At 35.9% G+C, this 16,575-nt stretch carries 20 protein-coding genes; 7 read left to right on the top strand and 13 right to left on the bottom strand.

Annotation, left to right across the window (positions count from 1 at the left end; all coding sequences use genetic code 11):
• Positions 1–68 precede the first annotated feature (68 nt).
• Positions 69–2,504, bottom strand: coding sequence for a glycerol-3-phosphate 1-O-acyltransferase PlsB (gene plsB, locus ACPT9C_RS01935; protein WP_050949415.1), 2,436 nt, complete (start codon positions 2,502–2,504; stop codon positions 69–71).
• A gap of 253 nt (positions 2,505–2,757) precedes the next feature.
• Here plsB and lexA point away from each other — a divergent pair, with 253 nt between their 5' ends.
• Both lexA and dapF read left to right on the top strand, forming a co-directional pair.
• Positions 2,758–3,381: a transcriptional repressor LexA gene (gene lexA, locus ACPT9C_RS01940; protein ID WP_005648504.1), complete on the top strand. Its 624-nt coding sequence runs from the start codon at positions 2,758–2,760 to the stop codon at positions 3,379–3,381.
• 142 nt (positions 3,382–3,523) lie between these two features.
• Entirely contained in the window at positions 3,524–4,348 is an 825-nt protein-coding gene (gene dapF, locus ACPT9C_RS01945; protein WP_005648501.1) for a diaminopimelate epimerase, read from the top strand.
• A 219-nt stretch (positions 4,349–4,567) separates the two neighbouring features.
• Here the strand turns inward: dapF and tpx are convergent, their stop codons facing one another.
• The 7 genes from tpx to infA form a co-directional block, all read right to left on the bottom strand.
• On the bottom strand, positions 4,568–5,065 hold the full coding sequence (gene tpx / locus ACPT9C_RS01950) for a thiol peroxidase (RefSeq protein ID WP_050949414.1): 498 nt from the start codon (positions 5,063–5,065) through the stop codon (positions 4,568–4,570).
• 142 nt (positions 5,066–5,207) lie between these two features.
• A complete protein-coding gene (locus ACPT9C_RS01955; RefSeq protein WP_050949413.1) occupies positions 5,208–5,423 on the bottom strand; it encodes a DUF1440 domain-containing protein in 216 nt (71 codons plus the stop codon).
• 602 nt (positions 5,424–6,025) lie between these two features.
• On the bottom strand, positions 6,026–6,475 hold the full coding sequence (gene rplI, locus ACPT9C_RS01960) for a 50S ribosomal protein L9 (protein WP_005660979.1): 450 nt from the start codon (positions 6,473–6,475) through the stop codon (positions 6,026–6,028).
• Between the two features lie 16 nt (positions 6,476–6,491).
• Positions 6,492–6,719 carry a 30S ribosomal protein S18 gene (gene rpsR, locus ACPT9C_RS01965; protein ID WP_005598105.1) on the bottom strand — a complete coding sequence of 76 codons (228 nt, stop codon included), beginning with the start codon at positions 6,717–6,719 and terminating at the stop codon, positions 6,492–6,494.
• A 12-nt stretch (positions 6,720–6,731) separates the two neighbouring features.
• Positions 6,732–7,058, bottom strand: a complete 327-nt coding sequence (priB, locus tag ACPT9C_RS01970; RefSeq protein ID WP_005639404.1) for a primosomal replication protein N — start codon at positions 7,056–7,058, stop codon at positions 6,732–6,734.
• Positions 7,045–7,422 carry a 30S ribosomal protein S6 gene (rpsF, locus tag ACPT9C_RS01975; protein WP_050949412.1) on the bottom strand — a complete coding sequence of 126 codons (378 nt, stop codon included), beginning with the start codon at positions 7,420–7,422 and terminating at the stop codon, positions 7,045–7,047. The genes priB and rpsF overlap by 14 nt, the downstream gene beginning before the upstream one ends.
• 191 nt (positions 7,423–7,613) lie before the next feature.
• Positions 7,614–7,832, bottom strand: coding sequence for a translation initiation factor IF-1 (gene infA / locus ACPT9C_RS01980; RefSeq protein ID WP_005627617.1), 219 nt, complete (start codon positions 7,830–7,832; stop codon positions 7,614–7,616).
• Positions 7,833–8,044: 212 nt separating this feature from the next.
• Between infA and ACPT9C_RS01985 the strand changes: the two genes are divergently transcribed.
• Genes ACPT9C_RS01985 through rsmA form a run of 3 tightly spaced genes read left to right on the top strand, consistent with a single transcriptional unit; the run spans position 8,045 to position 10,651 of the window.
• Complete coding sequence (locus ACPT9C_RS01985; RefSeq protein ID WP_050949411.1) at positions 8,045–8,722, top strand: glycosyltransferase family 25 protein; 678 nt, start codon at positions 8,045–8,047, stop codon at positions 8,720–8,722.
• Positions 8,715–9,746, top strand: a complete 1,032-nt coding sequence (locus ACPT9C_RS01990; protein WP_080358491.1) for a glycosyltransferase family 9 protein — start codon at positions 8,715–8,717, stop codon at positions 9,744–9,746. Before ACPT9C_RS01985 ends, ACPT9C_RS01990 begins: the two co-directional genes overlap by 8 nt.
• Positions 9,747–9,787: 41 nt before the next feature.
• Positions 9,788–10,651, top strand: a complete 864-nt coding sequence (gene rsmA, locus ACPT9C_RS01995; protein WP_050949409.1) for a 16S rRNA (adenine(1518)-N(6)/adenine(1519)-N(6))-dimethyltransferase RsmA — start codon at positions 9,788–9,790, stop codon at positions 10,649–10,651.
• A 39-nt stretch (positions 10,652–10,690) separates the two neighbouring features.
• Here rsmA and ACPT9C_RS02000 read toward each other — a convergent pair whose 3' ends face one another.
• Complete coding sequence (locus ACPT9C_RS02000; protein WP_114893702.1) at positions 10,691–11,599, bottom strand: glycosyltransferase family 25 protein; 909 nt, start codon at positions 11,597–11,599, stop codon at positions 10,691–10,693.
• Positions 11,600–11,717: 118 nt separating this feature from the next.
• On the opposite strand from ACPT9C_RS02000, the gene apaH reads away from it, so the two are divergent.
• The gene (gene apaH / locus ACPT9C_RS02005) at positions 11,718–12,545 is read left to right on the top strand and encodes a bis(5'-nucleosyl)-tetraphosphatase (symmetrical) ApaH (protein WP_050949407.1); all 828 of its coding nucleotides are present in this window, start codon (positions 11,718–11,720) and stop codon (positions 12,543–12,545) included.
• A gap of 9 nt (positions 12,546–12,554) precedes the next feature.
• Complete coding sequence (locus tag ACPT9C_RS02010) at positions 12,555–13,178, top strand: glucose-6-phosphate 1-dehydrogenase family protein (RefSeq protein WP_050949406.1); 624 nt, start codon at positions 12,555–12,557, stop codon at positions 13,176–13,178.
• Between the two features lie 124 nt (positions 13,179–13,302).
• Here the strand turns inward: ACPT9C_RS02010 and gnd are convergent, their stop codons facing one another.
• The 4 genes from gnd to pgl form a co-directional block, all read right to left on the bottom strand.
• Entirely contained in the window at positions 13,303–14,757 is a 1,455-nt protein-coding gene (gene gnd, locus ACPT9C_RS02015; protein ID WP_423717202.1) for a decarboxylating NADP(+)-dependent phosphogluconate dehydrogenase, read from the bottom strand.
• A 115-nt stretch (positions 14,758–14,872) separates the two neighbouring features.
• Positions 14,873–15,415 (bottom strand): transposase, encoded by a 543-nt coding sequence (locus tag ACPT9C_RS02020; RefSeq protein WP_005690234.1) that lies wholly within the window; start codon positions 15,413–15,415, stop codon positions 14,873–14,875.
• Between the two features lie 60 nt (positions 15,416–15,475).
• Positions 15,476–15,826 (bottom strand): DUF1304 domain-containing protein, encoded by a 351-nt coding sequence (locus ACPT9C_RS02025; protein WP_005690236.1) that lies wholly within the window; start codon positions 15,824–15,826, stop codon positions 15,476–15,478.
• Positions 15,826–16,524: a 6-phosphogluconolactonase gene (gene pgl / locus ACPT9C_RS02030; protein WP_050949404.1), complete on the bottom strand. Its 699-nt coding sequence runs from the start codon at positions 16,522–16,524 to the stop codon at positions 15,826–15,828. Before pgl ends, ACPT9C_RS02025 begins: the two co-directional genes overlap by 1 nt.
• Positions 16,525–16,575 lie beyond the last annotated feature (51 nt).

Consider the following 16,575-nt stretch of genomic DNA (forward strand, 5'->3'; position numbering starts at 1 on the left):
TTTCTTGTTAAATGCGATCTAAATCATTTATATAAAAGAAAGGGCATCAATGATGCCCTCAGTATTTTTTATGAAGAATGATCCTCAGCTTTTTCAATTGTTCCTTTCACAGTTAAGCAAATTTCTGTTGAAATCAAATGGGAAAGCGTTGAAGCTAACTCTTCTATTTTATCAAGAACAGCATAACCAGATTCATCAAAGTAACGTTGTTCTTTCAAGTTTGCAATAAAGCTTGAAAAAACCGCTTTATCAAAGAATTCTGGTGCATTTATGCCGTGTAATACGGATAAACGTTGAGCAACAAGCTGGCTTTCTTTTTCAAGTTCAGCTCGAGAAATAACAGGTTGTTTTTGTAAAATAGTGACAGTAATGTAATAACGTTGCAAGATTTCACGCATTCCCGCAGCAGACCAAAGCTGTAAAATTCGTACTTTTGATTTATTAATAGATAAGAAGTTATCATTTGAATTAATAACGCTTTGGCGTGCAAATTCATCAATGATTTGATGGATTTGTACATTCAATTCATCTTCATTGAAATGTAAGAACAATTCGCCTTGTAAGAAAGGGTAAATTTTTCTAATCGCATCTAATAATAAATCTTTTTGGATCGCTTCGTAATGCAAAATAATACTTGCAACTAAAGATGGTAATACAAATAGGTGCTGAATATTATTACGATAATAAGTCATTAGTACAGCAGATGAACGCTCTAAGCGTACAATTTCGCCAAAATTATCTTTTTCAATTAATACACCTACGCGATCTAAAGCTAATACGTGTTCTAACATTGCTTGCGGTGTCACATTTGGTAGCACTACGTCCGTTGAATAAGGAACATTTTGTAACAATTGTTGATAGCTGCCAAGTTGTTCTAACAGTTGCTCACGTGAAAGAGCTCGCTGACGAGATGAAAGTAGTGCTGTACCCACAAGGTTCATTGAATTAACTGCAGCTGCTTTGTTAATATTAATCATCACTTGTTTAGAAATATTATTTACCGCGGGTGTAAACCATTGTGGTTTTTCTTCGTGATTTTGCTCTTTCCAATTAGGGAAATGTTGGCTCAAATAGTTTGAAAGCGTGATTGGCTCGCCAAAATTTACAAAACCTTGACCAAGATTACGTAATTTTTTAATTACACGAAGCACTAAACCCGCATTTTCTTTTTCTTTCGCTGCACCACGTAACTCTTTTGCATAAGTGTCTACTTCTAATACGTGTTCATAACCAACGTAAACAGGAACAATCGAAATCGGGCGAGTTTGACTATGTTGCAATGCTTGAAGTGTCATAGACATCATACCTGTTTTTGGTGCAAGTAAACGACCTGTACGAGAACGACCGCCCTCAATAAAATATTCAACGGAATAGCCTCGATGGAATAGTTCTGATAAATATTCGCGAAAAATGGCAGAATATAGCCGATTTCCCTTGAAAGTGCGGCGAATAAAAAATGCGCCCCAACTACGAAACATTCTACCTACAGGCCAGAAATTTAAGTTAATTCCTGCCGCAATATGTGGCGGAACAAGACCTTGATGATAAAGCACATAAGAAAGCAATAAGTAATCGATATGACTACGGTGGCAAGGCACATAAACAATTTCATGACCTTCTAACGCTAATTTACGGACACGATCCGCATTTTGCACATCAATACCCGAATAAAGTTTATTCCAAAGCCAACGTAAAAAACGATCTACTGCACGTAAACTTGAATGGCTGACATCAGCTGCAATTTCATCTAAAATTTTATGTGCTTCTTTTTGTGCTTTTTCAATACTGATATTTTTTGATTTTGCTTCATCTTCAATTGCGCGTCGGATTGCTTCTGATTGCAATAGTTTATTAAACATTGCTTGACGATTTGGTAAACGAGGGCCTGTTGCTGAAATACGTTGTTTTGCGAAGTGCATTTTTGCAACTCGAGCCAGCTTTTGTGCAATTTTTTCATCTGAGCCATGTTCAACTACCATATAACGTAATGAAACCGCTTGAGAAAAACGCACAAAAGTATCACGTCCAAACCAAATTGCTGCAAATGTTTTTTGTATACCATTTAATAAACGCAAATTGGGCAAATCTGATTTATCTTCTTGTCCGGGAGAGCGTCCCCAAAGAACAGAAACAGGAATAAGTTGCACATCTAAACTTTCAGAAGTGCGGTGTAATTCAAGGTATTTATTAAAAATGGTGGTGGTCTCGTCTTTCGCACCTTTCGATTTAAAAATTCGACGACCTTCGTCTAAATATACATAACGTGGTAACTTAACGTCATTAATTTCATTTTTCTCTGCGGGATCGGGCAAGCCTAACGCTAAGCAATTTCGGCGGAAAATAACGAAATCAGTTTGAGATGTATAAGGCAAAACATAAACAATAGGTTGATGAATATTAAGTGAAAGCTCTTCGATTGGATTGGCGGGAATAGGATTATTTTTCACCAATGCAGACAGCGGCAAGCTCAATAATTGGCGATACATATTTATAAAATTTGCCATAATAAATTTTCTCTTTGTTATAAGTTTGTCGATCTTATAGACGTTTAAAAGCAGTTTGTGAATAGAACTATTTTTAGTTCTTTGGTGTTTTTATCATCTAAAAACTCAAATATTTTAACACATCCGATCTCAACTAATTTAGAAAATTTGGCGACAAAATGTAACTTAATACACAGATTTAAAAAATAACAGTTGCAACTTTACATAATCTGTATACAATACCAGTTATCTGTATTTAAAAACAGGAGTGTATATGAGACCATTAACCGCACGCCAACAAGAAGTGTTGGATTTATTAAAACGCCATTTGGAAACAACAGGTATGCCACCAACACGGGCAGAAATATCTCGTGAATTAGGCTTTAAATCTGCAAATGCCGCAGAAGAACATTTAAAAGCACTTTCACGTAAAGGTGCAATTGAAATTATTCCCGGCGCATCTCGTGGTATTCGTATTTTAGACAATAGTTCGAATGATGAATTTGACGGTTTACCGCTTGTAGGACGCGTAGCTGCTGGAGAACCGATTCTTGCAGAGCAACATATTGAAGCGACATATCGAGTAGATGCAGATATGTTTAAACCACAAGCCGACTTCTTACTTAAAGTCTATGGGTTATCAATGAAAAATGTTGGTATCTTAGATGGTGATTTACTAGCTGTGCATAGTACTAAGGATGTACGTAACGGACAAATTGTGGTTGCACGTATTGAAGATGAAGTAACAGTAAAACGTCTTGAGAAAAAAGGTTCTATCATTTATCTACACGCAGAAAATGAAGAATTTGATCCTATAGTTGTCAATCTTGAAGAACAAAAAAATTTTGAAATTGAAGGTATTGCAGTAGGAATTATTCGTAATAACGCTTGGATGTAATCTGATACCAAGAATGAATAAAGTGCGGTAAAAATTTACGGTATTTTTACCGCACTTTGCTTATACTAGAGTTCTTTATTTGCCATGATTTTTGCTGCTCTTTATAATGCAAAAATCTTGAATTTATACAAAGGATGGAAAAATGCAGTTTTCCAAAATGCACGGATTAGGTAACGATTTTGTTGTGGTTGATGGAGTCACTCAAAATGTGTTTTTTACTCCGGAAACGATTCAACGTTTAGCCAATCGCCATTGTGGAATTGGGTTTGATCAACTTTTAATTGTTGAAGCTCCTTACGATCCCGAACTCGACTTTCATTATAGAATTTTTAATGCTGATGGAAGTGAAGTTTCACAATGCGGAAATGGAGCTCGTTGTTTTGCTCGTTTTGTGACATTAAAAGGATTAACTAACAAGAAAGACATCTCGGTTAGTACACAAAAGGGTAATATGATTTTAACGGTAAAAGATGATAATCAAATTCGTGTGAATATGGGCGAACCAATTTGGGAACCTGCAAAAATTCCATTTACCGCAAATAAATTTGAGAAAAATTATATTCTGCGTACAGATATTCAAACCGTATTATGCGGTACAGTTTCAATGGGCAATCCTCATTGTGTTGTACAAGTAGATGATATTCAAACAGCCAATGTTGAACAACTTGGTCCCTTACTAGAAAGCCACGAACGCTTTCCTGAGCGTGTCAATGCTGGTTTTATGCAAATCATCAACAAAGAACATATTAAGCTTAGAGTTTATGAACGTGGTGCAGGAGAAACTCAAGCCTGTGGAAGTGGTGCTTGTGCAGCTGTTGCAGTTGGAATTATGCAAGGCTTATTAAACAACAATGTCCAAGTAGATTTACCAGGCGGTTCGCTAATGATCGAATGGAATGGTGTTGGTCATCCACTTTATATGACAGGCGAGGCGACCCATGTTTATGATGGGTTTATAACTCTTTAATATTTTTCCCCATTTATCTTAAAAAAAGATGGGGAGTTTTTCTTAAATAAGCGTAAACATTTTGTATCTAAATATATTTTTATTGAACTGTTTGATAACTTTAAGTAATCAGAACAAGCATATTTCATACAATCTCTAGATTTTTTACTCAAAGAAATAGATTATTAGCATAATAAAAAAACCGCCTCTCGGCGGTTCTTGTTTTAAATCTTCTATCTACTACGCTAACACTGCCAATGCAGCTTCATAGTTTGGTTCTTCTTTAATTTCTTCAACTAACTGGCTGTGTAAAACATTGTTTTGTTCATCTAACACAATAACCGCACGAGAAGTTAAACCTGCTAACGGACCAGTCTGAATATCTACACCTAATTGTACGTGTAATGCATGGTTACGAAAAGTCGAAACTGTTTTGGCATTTTCAATCCCTTCTGCTCCACAAAAACGAGCTTGAGCAAAAGGTAAGTCTGCTGAAATACAAAGCACAACAGTATTACTTAATTTTGCTGCTTGTTGGTTAAATTTGCGTACTGAAGTCGCACACACACCGGTGTCGATGCTTGGAAAAATATTTAGGACTTTGCGTTTACCTGCAAAATCGTTTAATGCAACATCGGCTAAATCATTACCGACTAAAATAAAGTTTTCTACTATTTCGCCCACTTGAGGGAAATGTCCACTAACTTCAATAGGGTTTCCTGCTAATGTAACTGTCATAAAATCCTCTTTATTTAGATTAAGTGAAAAGTGTTTAAACTATACCACGCTTTCTAATTATGTCCACCAATTAAAGCTATCTAAAATGATGGCATAAAAAACCACAATCATTTGATTGTGGCTTTTTAAATTTAGAAAAGAATTATCTATTGTGATTTACTTCATCAACGTCTGGTTGGCGAGTAATGCGATTACGCAAATCACGACGAATGACCTCAATTGTCCAGAACCAAAAGATATGACCAACTAATTCTGAGATATGTTCATATAATGGCCATTCTGCTACTGGCGGGGTTAAACCTAATGCAGGGAATGTAAATAAGACCTGCAATAATACCAACAAAAATTGCAACGCCATAACGACGTTTAGATGGTTCTGAAAATAAGCTTATTGTTGTATCCTTAAATTAATTAAAAGTATAAAAATTCCCGAGTTAATGGAAATATGCGATTTTACGCCTGTTATATCACATTATCAAACAAAAATACTTCAATTGGGTTATCTTTAGCCGGCTGTTCATAGGGTTTTAACATTTGTTAAAATTTATTAACAAAAGAGAAATTCATTATTCTGATTTTATCAGCAATTGCATCTAAAAATACAAAATTAATATTAATCAATAGAAAATGTGGAGAAGTAGCTAGTTTTATCCATCTTATCATAGTATTTAACCAACATATTGAAAATTTACACATACAAATAAAGGATCTTAACCTACTAATATTTCATTTATTGTCCCCACCCACCTTATATCTTCAATACCATTTCAGAACTTACTTAGCAAAAATACTGAGCAAAATAGTAATATGAATAATCATCGTTATATTATCAAAGAGTAGTTAAAATACTATATTAATTCAGACTTAAAATACATTTTTATTACCCTATTCTAAATTTATATATGATAAAAATAAAAAAACCCAGTTTTAAACTGGGTTTTATTTTGTCTATCTGACAAATTATTCTGCAACAACAATTACATCTAATGTTGCAAATACTTCACCGTGAAGTTGGAAACGAACATCGTGGTCACCAAGAGTACGGATTGGACCGTTTGGTAAACGAACTTCACTTTTCGCAATTTTAACGCCTGCTGCAGTTACTGCTTCTGCCACATCACGAGTAGTGATTGCGCCGAATAAACGACCTTCATCACCTGCTTTAGATGCGATAGTCACAGAACCTAATGCAGTAACTTCTGCTGCACGAGCTTGAGCTGCTGCAAGATTTGCTGCCGCTGTCGCTTCTAATTCTGCACGACGTGCTTCAAAGTGTTCAATGTTAGCTTTAGTTGCCATAACTGCTTTACCTTGTGGGATTAAGAAGTTACGTGCAAAACCTGATTTAACATTTACTTGATCGCCCACTTGACCTAAGTGAGCAATTTTATCTAAAAGAATTACTTGCATTACCGTGTCTCCTTAATTACTGATGATTGTCAGTGTATGGAAGTAACGCTAAATAGCGAGCGCGTTTGATTGCACGAGCTAATTGACGTTGGTACTTCGCACGAGTACCGGTAATACGGCTAGGTACAATTTTGCCGCTTTCTGAAATATAGTTCTTTAATGTAGCGATATCTTTGTAATCGATTTCAACAACATTTTCCGCTGTGAAACGGCAGAACTTACGACGACGGAAATAACGTGCCATTTGGCTAGTCTCCTAATCTATAAATTCGATTTGCTCGGCATGTAAAACTAATTGGCATAACCCACTTTGGGTTTTATGTGAGGTAATAAATCCCACCACCAAAATTTTACTACCGACCGTAATGCTTTGAGTTTTTTCTATCAATTGATTACCACTAATTTGAACTGGCATTTTTAACCAAGCTTGACGTGTAAAACCACTCTCAATCTGATCAGAACGATGTTCTAACAAAAACTTGCAATGCTCAATTCCACTAGGGCTCTTTAATCGCTTTGGTAACTGAGAAACGACTCCCATAACCGAAAAACGATTATCAATTTTCAAATTACTCTTCAGCATCCTCAAAATCGTTGTTTTCAACTTCAGCTAAAGGTTTACGTTCTTCTTTAGCCGCTTTCATTGGGGACGCTTCGGTTACGGCGTGCTTAGTATGGATAACAAGACTGCGTAATACAGCATCGTTATAACGGAAAGTCGTTTCTAGCTCGTCGATGACTTGTTGAGGCGCTTCTACATTCATAAGCACATAGTGTGCTTTGTGTAATTTATTAATTGGGTACGCTAATTGGCGACGACCCCAATCTTCTAGGCGATAAACTTGACCACCAGCTTCTTTTACAGAACCGGTGTAACGTTCGATCATACCTGGTACTTGCTCGCTTTGGTCCGGATGAACCATAAACACGATTTCGTAGTGACGCATTACTGCTCCTTACGGGTTAATCAGCCTTTGACGTAGATTAGCCACCAATCTGCAAAGGCAAGGAACGAAAAATTCAATGTGGCTAAGGGTTGCGGATTATACCGATTTTTTTACGTTCCGCAACCAGTTTGAGTTCTTTTTGAGCAAAAAAGAAGACCGATATATATCGGTCTATCTCACATATTCTGCAATTAACGGCTGCGGAAAATAATACGTCCTTTACTTAAATCATAAGGCGTCATTTCTACAGTCACTTTATCCCCAGTCAAAATACGGATATAGTTTTTACGCATTTTTCCTGAAATATGCGCAGTAACCACGTGACCGTTTTCCAACTCCACGCGGAACATAGTATTCGGTAAAGTCTCTAAAATTGTGCCTTGCATCTCAATGCAATCTTCTTTCGCCATTGTATCCTCTAAAAATAATCGATTTTTTATCCGCACTTTAGGCGGAAAAGTTAAGAAAAACGGGCGGATTATAGCCGTTTTAGCGAAAGGAAGAAAGATAAAATGGCAGGAAATAGAAAAATAACTTTGCACATTAATAATAACAAGTTACACTGCCCTCAAAAAGATCCAACGTAGTTTATTCTTGTATAACAACTAAAGGTTTAGATCAAATGCAATTTCCAAAAATTATTGTTATCAGTTTAAAAAATTCATCAAGAAGATCAATTATTTCAAAACGACTTTTAGGACTCGGATTAGAATTTGAATTTCTTGATGCAACTTATGGAAAAACATTACCACAAGAAATATTAGACTCCGTTGATTATGATTTTTACCCAAAACATTATTTATCCCCGAAACCTTTAACTCTAGGTGAAATTGGATGCGCAATCAGCCATATACGAGCATACGAGCATATTGTAGAAAATAAAATTGAAAGTGCAATTATTTTAGAAGATGATGCGATAGTTTCACATTTTTTTAAAGAAATTGTTCAAGATGCATTAAATAAAGTCAAAAAAAACTATGACTTAATCTTTTTAGATCATGGTAAAGCTAAATCGTATCCTTTTAAGAAAAAACTTTATGAAGGCTATCGACTTGCTCATTATAGAGCTCCCTCCAAAAATTCTAAAAGATGTATTATTTACACTACAGCATATTTAATTACACAATTGGGAGCCTCAAAATTACTTAATTATGCTTATCCCGTAAGAATGCCTTCAGACTACTTAACTGGGTTGATTCAAAAAACAAAAATTAATGCCTATGGAATTGAACCACCTTGTATATTTCGAGGATTGAGCATTGATTCTGAAATAAATCAAATTGAGCATCGATATGAATAAGCTAAAAGCACTAAGGTTAAAAGTGGGAAAATGGATGCTCGATAAATCATCAAGAGCAAACAATCCTCAAAGTTTAAAACATCCTAAGAGTTTCTTATTTTTGCGACAAGATGGAAAAATTGGCGATTATATCGTGAGTTCTTTTGTTTTTAGAGAAATAAAGAAATTTAATCCTTTGATAAAAATTGGTGTCATCTGCACGAAAAAGAACGCTTATCTGTTTCAAAGAAACCATAACATTGATGAGATTTATCTTGTAAAGAAAAGAAACATTCTCGATTACGTCAAGACGGCACTACTTATTAGAAAAGAAAGATATGATGTTGTCATTGACCCAGCCATAGTACTTAGAAATCGAGACTTATTGCTATTGAGAATAATCAATGCCCGAAATTATATCGGCTATAGAAAAGCAGATTATAATATTTTTAATATAAATATTACTAAAGACGGCCATTTTTCAGAAATTTACAAAGAGGCTTTAGCTCAGTCAAACATCAGTCTAAGTGATGATAACTATGACATTCCACAAGATGGCTCAACCAAAGAAGAAATCCTTCAGTTTATTACTGATAACCAGTTAAATAACTTTATTACAATTAACTTTTATGGTGCGGGGAAAAATAGAAAATTTAACGATACTCACATTATAGATTACTTAGCATATATTAGAAGTCATCATAAATATCCATTGGTCTTACTCTCAACACCAGATACTCATAAGCATTTAAGTAAAATCGCTAATCAATTTGATGACGTATTTGTTTATTCAAAGCCTCACACAACGATCTATCATACAATTGAATTGATTAGAAATTGCTCTCTACTTATTTCAGTTGATACATCAACAATTCATATAGCTTCAGGGTTAGATAAACCTATGATTTGTTTTTACTCGCAAGATAAAGAAAATTTTATACATTGGCACCCTAATTCTAAGAATGCATGCCATATTCTTTATTACCACGATAATGTGAATGAGATATCCCCAAGAGAAATAAAACCAGAGTGGCTAGATATTTAAAGATGCCAACCACAAACTTTATCATTTATTAGATTATTTTTATGAATTCAAAAAAACACTTAGGCCATACGGCGCGTAAACGCTTTGGTCAAAATTTTTTACATGATACTTCTGTGATTCAAGGTATCGTGGCGGCGATTTACCCACAATCCAATCAATTCTTAGTGGAAATTGGTCCGGGACTTGGCGCATTAACAGAGCCTGTTTGTGAGCTTGTCGATCATCTGACTGTGGTAGAGCTTGACCGAGATCTTGCAGAACGTTTACGTCATCATCCATTTTTACATCAAAAGCTCACTGTTATTGAAACAGATGCGATGCAATTTGATTTTCGTGAGCTTTACACAAAAGAAAATTTAGCAGAAAAAGGGCAAAAATTACGTGTATTTGGTAACTTGCCTTACAACATTTCTACCCCATTAATGTTCCACTTGTTTAAGTATCATGATGTGATTCAAGATATGCACTTTATGTTGCAAAAAGAAGTGGTAAAACGCCTGTGTGCCGCACCAAATAGCAAAGCTTACGGCCGCTTAACTATTATGGCTCAATACTTCTGCCAAGTGATGCCTGTACTTGAAGTACCTCCTTCTGCATTCAAACCAGCACCGAAAGTGGACTCCGCAGTTGTGCGTTTAATTCCGCATAAAGAATTGCCGCACCCTGTAAAAGATTTATATTGGTTGAACCGTGTTTGCTCCCAAGCGTTCAATCAACGCCGCAAAACATTGCGTAATGCACTTTCAACACTATTTTCACCTGAAAATCTGACCGCACTTGGTATTGATTTAAATGCACGTGCAGAAAATTTGGCTATCGCAGATTATGTGCGTTTAGCGAATTGGCTGGCGGATAATCCACCAGCAGATGTTAATAACGATGAAATATTAGATTCAGAAGAGTAAAAATAATAAAAGGTGTAATCCTTGTTACACCTTGGCTTTCTACATAAAACGCACAATTTCTTTACCTTGCATTTCTTTAATACGTTGTTGTTCTTTCCATTTTTTTCTATTTAAAGCTCGTATAATATTTTCTTTTATCCGAGTTAAACGCTGTTTCAATGTCTTTTTCTTACGGATTTTTGGACGTTTTTCTCGTTCTTTTTCCAATCCACTTGTTAATACACTTTTACTTTGATTCGCTTGGAGTTCTTGAATACAAATTGCTGGATTAAGTTGATAGACAATATAATTATCAACATCAACTAATTTATTAAAAATAAGTTCATCAACTGCAACAATTTCATCAGAAGGAATATTCTTTAAATATTCAATTACATATTTAGCCGCACCTTGAGAAATAATATAACCAGCCGTCCCCCAGTGAGTCGATTTTAAAATATCAAAGTTCCTAGAATAAAAAGGTGGAATTTTAGTTTGTTTCTCAAGTTTAACTGTCTGTAAAAAAGTTTCTAAACGAATAATAAAAATATCATTAAAATCAAAACGTGTTTTTAACCATTCATCTTGTGCCAAAAATACTTCCGCATTCTCGCCAAGAATTACATCATCTTCAAAAATTGTGAGATATTCCAAATTTTCATTCACACACTTATTCCATAATAAGAAATGGCTAATTAAACAGCCTTTTTCTCCTTTAGTAAGTATTCTAGATTCCTCTATATTATGTAATATGGAGTTTGATTGATTGATTGATTGATTGATTGATTGATTGATTGATTGATTGATTGATTGATTGATTGATTGATTGATTGATTGATTGATTGATTGATAAGTGTACGCATTAAAGAAACTAAATGAAAGTTTTTTTGATTCAAATTGCTTAGTAATATGTTTGCGACGTTCAGTTGCATTTTCCATACTAATGACAATATTTTCAATAGCACTCATATTTAAATAAAAATGGAAATAACTAAATTTTTTGCATTCTACTATACCAAAAGAATAAATCAACAATAAAAGTCTGTGTTAAAATTCTCAAAATTTGTTTATAAAAGAGCGGTCAAAAATGGCAACTTATTTCGTTGGTGATTTACAAGGTTGTTATGATGAATTACAGCTTTTATTAGAGCGTGTAGATTTCAATTCTACGCAAGATAAACTTTATCTTGTGGGAGATCTTGTGGCTCGTGGGGATAAATCACTTGAATGCCTTCGTTTCGTAAAATCACTTGGTAATGCGGCGCAAACCGTACTAGGTAATCATGATTTGCACTTAATTGCGACTGCACTGGGTATTAAAAAAGTAAAACCGCGTGATCGTGTTGATGCTATTTTTAATGCGCCCGATTTTGATGAACTGATTCATTGGTTACGTCATCAGCCATTACTTGTCCATAGTGAAGAGTTAAACTTCCTGATGGCGCACGCGGGCATTTCCCCAGATTGGGATTTGGAAACTGCGAAATCTTGTGCGGCTGAAGTTGAACAGATTTTACAGCACGGCGATTTTTATTATCTCATTGAAAATATGTATTCTGAACAGCCTGATCGTTGGTCGTCCGATTTACAGGGTTTGGATCGCCATCGTTACATTATTAATGCTTTCACTCGAATGCGTTTTTGCTATTTTGACCATCGCTTTGATTTTGCCTATAAATCTCCTTTAAAAGATGCGCCAGCGGAGCTCACGCCTTGGTTTAATTTAGATAATCCACTTTATAAACAAATTCCCATTGTATTTGGACATTGGGCAAGTTTAGTCGATGAGCCAACTCCGCCAGGTATTTATGCCTTGGATACCGGTTGTGTGTGGAATAATCGAATGACTATGTTGCGCTGGGAAGACAAGCAGTTCTTCACACAAAGTGCGGTCAAAAATTACAGTGATTTTTAAGGAAACGCTATGCTCTCGCTCACTGCTGAATCTTGTGAACTGTTCAATATTCCTTTCTATCAATTCGCCCAAATGAAAAAATTCTGCCCAGAAGATATTCCAGCGATTAAAGCGGATTACAAATTACATTGGGATAATTGGAAAGCGATAATTCAATCTGTTTCAGCACAACTCGGTACGCCTTTTGCGAAACCGCATATTGAAAGCTGGACCAATGGTTGGCAGGTACGGGCGCATTTCTTCGCTTATTTTAAATACGAATTTAACCAAAATTCTGCAGCCATTTTTTCTGTGTTATTAAATCGTCGCCGACTAAGAGTGTGTTTAGATTGGCATTGCTATCGTGCAGATCGCTCACAAATTAATGTGCAACAATACAATCAGTGGCTTGATCAATTTGATTTCAAACAATTTGCTGATTTTGATATTTGGCAAGAAGATGAAAGTGAATATGATGATTTTCGCCAAGTAAAGAACATTTCTGAAAAAGATCTTCTCTTACGTTCAGATGAAGATTTTTGGTGCATTGGAAAAAGCATTGAAAAAGCCGAATTAAATCAAATAGATCCCGCTTTATTTATTACACACACCATTCAACAATTACAACCGCTTTACGATCGTTGCCATCAATAAAGCATCCTCTTATTATAAACAATTGAGCTCTACATTATGCAGAGCTCAATATTTTAGCGAATTAATAAGCTATCCAAATTTACCGCAACAGTTCAAAGTGCGGTAATTTTTATCAATGTTTTAACTACACATCATAAGTAGTTGATGCTGTATTACCGCCACGACCAGTCCAGTTAGTGTGGAAAAACTCTCCACGTGGTTTATCTGTACGCTCGTAAGTGTGTGCACCGAAATAGTCGCGTTGAGCTTGCAATAAGTTTGCAGGTAAACGTGCTGAAGTATAACCATCTAAGAAGGTGATTGCAGACGCCATACAAGGCATTGGGATACCCACTTCGATAGATTTTGCCACCACTTTACGCCAGTCACTTAATGCGTTTTCTAAAATGCCTTTGAAGTAGCTATCTGAACCTAAGAAAACAAGATTTGGATTGGCTTCATAAGCATCGCGAATATTACCTAAGAAACGGCTACGGATAATACAACCTTCACGCCATAATAATGCCGTTGCACCATAGTTAATATCCCAACCAAATTGTTCAGAGGCTTCACGAATCAGCATAAAGCCTTGTGCGTAAGAAATAATTTTTGACGCCAATAATGCTTTACGCACTGCTTCAATCCATACTTTTTTGTCGCCTTCAACTGGGGCAATGGTTTTGCCGAATAATTGATTAGCCGCAACACGTTGATCTTTAAATGAAGATACGCAGCGTGCAAAGACTGATTCAGTGATTAAAGTTAATGGAATACCAAAATCTAACGCATTGATACCCGTCCATTTACCTGTCCCTTTTTGACCCGCAGTATCCAAGATTTTTTCGACTAAAGGTTCTCCACTTGCATCTTTATAGCCAAGAATGTCGGTAGTAATATCAATCAAATAACTATCAAGTTCCGTTTTTTTCCATTCTGCGAAGATGGCTTGCATTTCGTCATAGCTCAAGCCTAAACCTTCTTTTAAGAATTGGTATGCTTCGCAAATTAACTGCATATCGCCATATTCAATACCATTGTGAACCATTTTCACAAAGTGACCAGCACCTTCGCTGCCAACCCAGTCACAACAAGGTTCGCCTTGTTCTGTTTTAGCTGAGATTGCTTGGAAAATAGGTTTCACATACTGCCACGCTTCTTGATTACCGCCTGGCATAATTGAAGGCCCGTGACGCGCCCCTTCTTCGCCACCAGACACACCAGAACCAATAAAGCGAATGCCTTTTTCAGCCAATGCTTTTACACGGCGATTTGTATCTGGGTAGTTTGAGTTACCGCCATCAATAATGATGTCGCCTTCTTCCAAGTGTGGTAGTAATGCGTCAATAAATTGATCCACTACATCGCCTGCTCGCACCATTAACATCACTTTACGTGGTTTTTCTAATTTGCTCGCGAAATCTTCCAAAGAATAAGCACCGATAATATTCGTGCCTTTTGCCACACCTTGTAAAAATTCATCCACTTTTGAAGTAGTGCGGTTATACGCCACCACTTTAAACCCGTGATCGTTCATATTTAAAATGAGGTTTTGCCCCATTACGGCTAAGCCGATAACACCGATGTCGCCTTTTACTGACATTGTTTTCTCCTGTTGGATTACTAAATCTTTGTTTATGATGGGGGCTAATATAATTAGCCCCTACATGTTTGTCTATGATGTAGATAAATTGTAGGAGGGAATTACATTCGCCCTTTTAATCTACATATAATTGATCTTGTTCCCATAAAATAGGATTATTTTGAATATATTCATAAATCTGCAAATAGGATTTTTCATCACGAATAATATGTTCATAATAATTTCGCTGCCAAACATCAAAAATTTCACTATTTTTTCTTGCCCAAGATGTTACACCTGCTTTAAATCCACGAACTATTGAGCCAATTGTTTGAGATGTTCCCTTTTGTGGCAACTGTGTTGCTCTCGATTGTAGGGGCAAATTACATTTGCCCTTTACCTGTTCAATAATTTCAATAATACCGTGTAAATGATTTGGCATAATAACAAATTCATCAATTCGTACTTGTGGAAAGAACATTGGAATATTTTCCCAACACTGTTTTACGTAATTCCCTAAATCATTTAATTGCATTTGTTGATTAATGATATGCCCAAATAGACATTCTTTATTTTTACAACAAATGGTGATGAAATAAAATCCTTCAGAACGATAATTATAATGTTTTAAACGAATCGATCTTCGATGATGAATACCTGCATTATATTTCGTAGTCATACATTCCGCTGTAATTGTTTTTATAGGGCAAGTGTAATTTGCCCCTACAAGCGATCAATTTTATGCAACCATTTGCAAAACTATTGCCAACACTGCAGGCAACCCCTGCTTTACCAATATCCCCTTATTCTTCGTCGTAACCACCCCAAAAACTGCGGCGATAATCACACAACTTAAAAAGAAATAAATCACCGAAATTTGGTTGATGGCATAACCAAAAATAATCCCTGCTGCCAAAAAGCCGCCGTATAACCCTTGATTGGCGAACATAACTTTTACTTTCTGTTGGGCGATAAATTCATCCGTTAAGCCGAAAATGCGTTTCGCACTTTTGCTTTCAATGGTTAACATTTCTAAATAGAGAATGTAGAAATGTTCAAGGGTGACTAAAATATGGGCTAAAATTTCCATTAGAGCAGCCTTGCCGCCGTTTTATCCAAATACCACTCCGTCACGCCATTTTTTGCTTTAATTTTTGCTGCAGGGTAAGAAAGGTTTTCAGCTGGAGTCGTTTGAATTTCTTTTAAAATATCCGCTTTGCTTTCACCCGTTACCAAATAGGTAATGCGTTTGGCTTGTTCAATGAGTTTAGCTGTTTTAGAAATGCGAATTTGACCACTTTCAGGGTGCTTAGCAATGACAGCTAGGTTTTCATCATCAAAATTGGTTTGATATGGGAAGAGAGAAGCGGTATGACCGTCTGTCCCCATACCTAAAATGATCCAATCAAAAACACCGTTTGGAATGACCGCACTTAATTCTTCTTTGAAGCGTTTTAGTTCAAAGTGCGGTTCATTTTCGCCACGAATTCGATGGATGTTTTCCGTTGGAATTTGAATATGATCGAATAAAAGTTTTTGCACCTCACCATAGTTACTTTCAGGATCAGATGATGGAACCATACGATCATCACCCCACCAAAAATGCAGGTTTTTCCAGTTCATTTGTTCAGCATAAGGTGATTTGGCTAAGGTTTTAAATAATAACTTAGGCGTTGAACCACCAGAAAGGGAAATATGTACGGGATGATTTAATTGACTATAAATCAAAAACTCTTGTGCAATTTTATCGACTGCGTGTTGAGCCGTTGGGAAGCTGATATAATTCATTGATTTTCCGTTGGGCTTAAGCCCACAATTTATTATGTTAGATATTAAGAG

It is taken from the genome of Haemophilus sp. HN_Hi16, from assembly GCF_049823435.1.
GTDB lineage: Bacteria > Pseudomonadota > Gammaproteobacteria > Enterobacterales > Pasteurellaceae > Haemophilus > Haemophilus influenzae_D.